The 4,233-nt window shown below is 69.4% G+C and carries 4 protein-coding genes; all 4 read left to right on the top strand.

Annotation, left to right across the window (positions count from 1 at the left end):
- Positions 1-1,665 (top strand): beta-ketoacyl synthase N-terminal-like domain-containing protein (locus QOC69_RS28655; RefSeq protein ID WP_526445911.1); only part of this gene is annotated, 1,665 nt, incomplete at its 5' end.
- A gap of 30 nt (positions 1,666-1,695) precedes the next feature.
- Complete coding sequence (gene acpS / locus QOC69_RS28650) at positions 1,696-2,088, top strand: holo-ACP synthase AcpS (protein ID WP_526445910.1); 393 nt, start codon at positions 1,696-1,698, stop codon at positions 2,086-2,088.
- A 97-nt stretch (positions 2,089-2,185) separates the two neighbouring features.
- Positions 2,186-3,523 carry a dipeptidase gene (locus tag QOC69_RS28645; RefSeq protein ID WP_526445909.1) on the top strand — a complete coding sequence of 446 codons (1,338 nt, stop codon included), beginning with the start codon at positions 2,186-2,188 and terminating at the stop codon, positions 3,521-3,523.
- Positions 3,524-3,617: 94 nt separating this feature from the next.
- Positions 3,618-4,233: hypothetical protein (locus tag QOC69_RS28640; RefSeq protein ID WP_526445908.1), on the top strand; the 616-nt coding region annotated here is incomplete at its 3' end.

Below are 4,233 nucleotides of genomic sequence, written 5' to 3'. Positions count from 1 at the left end.
GAGCGAGTCGGCATCCGCGAGTTTGTCGACGACGGCGCCATCGATCCGGACCACGCCTCGCCGCTGCTGGTGTCCGTGTTCCTCGACAAGGACTTCACCTTCGTGGTGTCGTCGGAGGCGGACGCCAGGGAGTTCGTCCGGTTCGATCCTGAGCACACGGTCATCTCACCGTTGCCCGACAGCGCCGACTGGCAGGTGACCCGCAAGGCGGGCACCGAGATCCGGGTGCCGCGCAAGGTGAAGATGTCGCGCACCGTCGGTGCGCAGATTCCCACCGGCTTCGACCCCACCGTCTACGGCGTCAGCCAGGACATGATGAACTCGACCGACCGGCTGGCGATCTGGAATCTCGTCACCACCGTCGACGCATTCTTGTCGGCGGGGTTCTCGCCGAACGAGCTGATGCGCTGGGTACACCCCAGCCTGGTGGCAAGCACGCAGGGCACCGGCATGGGCGGCATGACCTCGATGCAGACCATGTACCACGGCAACCTGCTCGGCCGGAACAAGCCGAACGACATCCTGCAGGAAGTCCTGCCGAATGTCATGGCAGGACACGTGGTTCAGTCCTACGTCGGCAGCTACGGCGCGATGATCCACCCGGTGGGCGCGTGCGCCACGGCGGCGGTCTCGGTCGAGGAGGGCGTCGACAAGATCCGGCTCGGCAAGGCCGAGTTCGTGGTGGCCGGTGGCTACGACGACCTGACGCTGGAGGCCGTCACCGGCTTCGGCGACATGTCGGCCACCGCCGACACCGAGGTGATGCGCGCCAAGGGCATCAGCGACTCCAAGTTCTCCCGCGCCAACGACCGGCGCAGGCTGGGCTTCGTCGAGGGACAGGGTGGCGGCACCATCCTGCTGACTCGCGGTGATCTGGCGGTGAAGATGGGGCTGCCGGTGCTGGCGGTGGTTGCCTACGCCTCGTCGTTCGGCGACGGCGTGCATACGTCGATCCCCGCCCCGGGTCTTGGCGCTCTTGGTGCGGGCCGCGGTGGCAAGGATTCGGTGCTGGCGCGCTCGTTGGCGAAACTGGGTGTCGGTGCCGACGACATCGCGGTGATCTCCAAGCACGACACGTCGACGCTGGCCAACGATCCCAACGAGTCCGAACTGCACGAGCGCCTCGCCGCGTCGTTGGGCCGGTCGTCGGGTGCACCGCTGTTCGTGGTGAGTCAGAAGAGCCTCACCGGTCACGCCAAGGGCGGCGCTGCGGCCTTCCAGATGATGGGGCTGTGCCAGATCCTGCGCGACGGCGTCATCCCGCCGAACCGCAGCCTCGACTGCGTCGATGACGAGTTGTCCGACGCCGCCCACCTGGTGTGGGTGCGCGAGACCCTGCAGTTGGGCGAGAAGTTCCCGCTCAAGGCGGGTCTGGTGACCAGCTTGGGCTTCGGCCACGTGTCGGGTCTGGTGGCGCTGGTGCACCCGGAAGCGTTCCTGGCGGCACTGGATCCGGCGGAGCGCGAGGACTACCGGCGGCGGGCCAACGCCCGCGTGCTGGAGGGTCAGCGTCGGCTGGCGTCGGCGATCGCGGGTGGGCCCTCGCTCTACGAGCGGCCGGCCGATCGACGGTTCGGCCACGACGCGCCGGAGAAGCGGCAGGAGGCCGACATGCTGCTCGACCCGTCGTCGCGGCTGGGCGAGGACGGCTGGTACTCGCGATGAGCCGAAGAGGTCTGAGCTAGCGTTCGTCCCATGAGCATCGTCGGGGTCGGCATCGACCTGGTCTCCATACCGGACTTCGCCGAGCAGGTGGACCAACCGGGCACGGTTTTCTCGGAGACGTTCACGCCGGGTGAGCGCCGCGACGCCGCGGACAAGAGTTCGTCGGCGGCGCGGCACCTCGCGGCGCGGTGGGCGGCCAAGGAAGCCGTGATCAAGGCCTGGTCGGGTTCGCGGTTCTCGAAGCGCCCGATGCTGCCCGAGGGCATCCACCGCGACATCGAGATCGTCACGGACATGTGGGGACGCCCGCGGGTGCGCTTGACCGGTGCGATCGCCGAACACCTGAAGGACATCACGATTCATCTCTCGCTGACTCACGACGGTGACACCGCCGCGGCGGTGGCGGTGCTGGAGTCCCCTTAGCCCTAGCCGCTGAGACGCAAAGGTGCCCCAACACACCGCAAAAGGGGCAATTTTACGTCTGCTCGTGCCGGAATGGCGACCGACTACTCTCGACGCCATGAGCGATCTGGTCGAACGGGTGCGGTCGGTGCTGCCATCGGTGCGCGCCGATCTCGAGGATCTGGTCCGCATCGAATCGGTGTGGGCCGATCCGGCCCGCCACGACGAGGTCCGGCGCAGCGCCGACGCGGTGGCAAAGCTGTTGTCGGAGGCGGGCTTCGGTGACGTGCGCATCGTCAGCGAAGGCGGGGCGCCCGCGGTGATCGCGCGGCATCCGGCGCCGCCCGGCGCGCCGACCGTGCTGCTCTATGCCCACCACGACGTGCAGCCGGAGGGCGACCCGTCGCAGTGGGCGTCGCCGCCGTTCGAGCCGACGGAGCGCGACGGCAGGCTCTACGGCCGAGGCAGCGCCGACGACAAGGCAGGCATCGCAACGCATCTGGCCGCCTTCCGCGCTCACGGCGGCAATCCGCCGGTCGGTGTGACGGTGTTCGTCGAGGGCGAGGAGGAGTCCGGCTCGCCTTCGTTAGGAGCCCTGCTGGCCGCACACCGTGACCTGCTCGCCGCCGACGTCATCGTGATCGCCGACTCCGACAACTGGAGCACCGAGATCCCGTCGCTGACGGTGTCGCTGCGCGGCCTTGCCGACTGCGTCGTCGAGGTCGCCACGCTCGACCACGGGCTGCACTCCGGCATGTGGGGCGGCGTGGTGCCCGACGCGCTGAGCGCGCTGGTGCGCCTGCTGGCCAGCCTGCACGACGACGACGGCAACGTCGCGGTCGCCGGTCTGCACGAGGGCACGGCCGCCGACGTCGAGTACCCGCCCGACCGGGTTCGAGAAGATACCGACCTCCTTGATGGTGTGACCGAAATCGGTTCGGGGTCGGTGCCGCAACGGCTGTGGGCGAAGCCGGCGGTCACCGTCATCGGCATCGACACCACACCGATCGCGTCGTCGTCGAACACGTTGATCCCGCGCGCCCGCGCGAAGGTCAGCATGCGGGTAGCGCCCGGCGGTGACGCAACCGCACACCTGGAGGCACTCACCAGGCACCTCGAGCAGCACGCCCCGTGGGGTGCCCGGGTGACCGTCACGCCAGGCGACATCGGCGAGCCGTACGCGATCGATGCCAGCGGACCCGTCTACGACGCCGCCCGCGCCTCGTTCCGGCAGGCGTGGGGGACCGACGCCATCGACATGGGAGTGGGCGGATCCATCCCGTTCATCGCCGCGTTCGCCGCCGCCTACCCGGCGGCCAAGATCTTGGTGACCGGCGTCGAGGACCCGGCCACACAGGCGCACAGCATCGACGAGAGCCTGCACCTCGGCGTGCTGGAACGTGCGGCCACCACCGAGGCACTGCTCTTGGAGAAGCTCGGCGGCTCGGGGGGCTAACAGCTGGTCGTTGGATAGTGAGCGGTAGTGATGGATACCGCACGGAAGTGAGTGGTGCGGTGGGGTTGTCGGTGGTGGCTGCCAGGATGCGGGCATGGCTGAGGGTGTGTCGTTGCGGCGGATCGGTGCGCCGGTGGTGGCCGGGCCGCCGTTGGGGGTGCGGGTCCGGACCCGGATTCACCTGACCGAGGCTGAAGCGACGGCGTTGACCGCGGTCGGGTCATTCCTGGGTGGGGTGTACCGGGGCGAGCTGGCGGGGCGGGTGCACTTGGGCGTGTTGGATCGGCAGTCTCGTGCGGAGTGGCGGGCCGAGCGCAAGCAGGCGGTCACCGCAGTGTCGTCGTCGCGCTGGGCCGGGGCGATCACCCGTGCGGTCGAAGACCAATACCAGCTCGGGATGCGCGGGCTGGCTGCCCACGTCGGCGATCTGCGGCGCGCCGTGGAGGTGTTGGAGGCACGGTGCGCGCTGCGCCCCGGGGAATCGGCACCGGCGGGTGCTGGGGATCGTGGCGGCCGGGGTCGTCGGCGTCGTGGTTACCGATCGGCCAACGAACGGTTCGCCAAGACCCGCCGGCTGGCAGGTTTGCGGTCCCGGCTGGCCGCCGCCGAGGAGGCGTTGGCCGCAGGGCGTCCGTCGATCACGGTGGGCGGGAAGCGCCTGTGGCGGAATCGAAACCACCTCGATGAGGCGGGGTTGAGCGACGCGCAGT

This window comes from Mycobacterium sp., from assembly GCF_032162105.1.
Classification (GTDB): domain Bacteria; phylum Actinomycetota; class Actinomycetes; order Mycobacteriales; family Mycobacteriaceae; genus Mycobacterium.
This window is presented reverse-complemented; position numbering and strand designations above follow the sequence as displayed.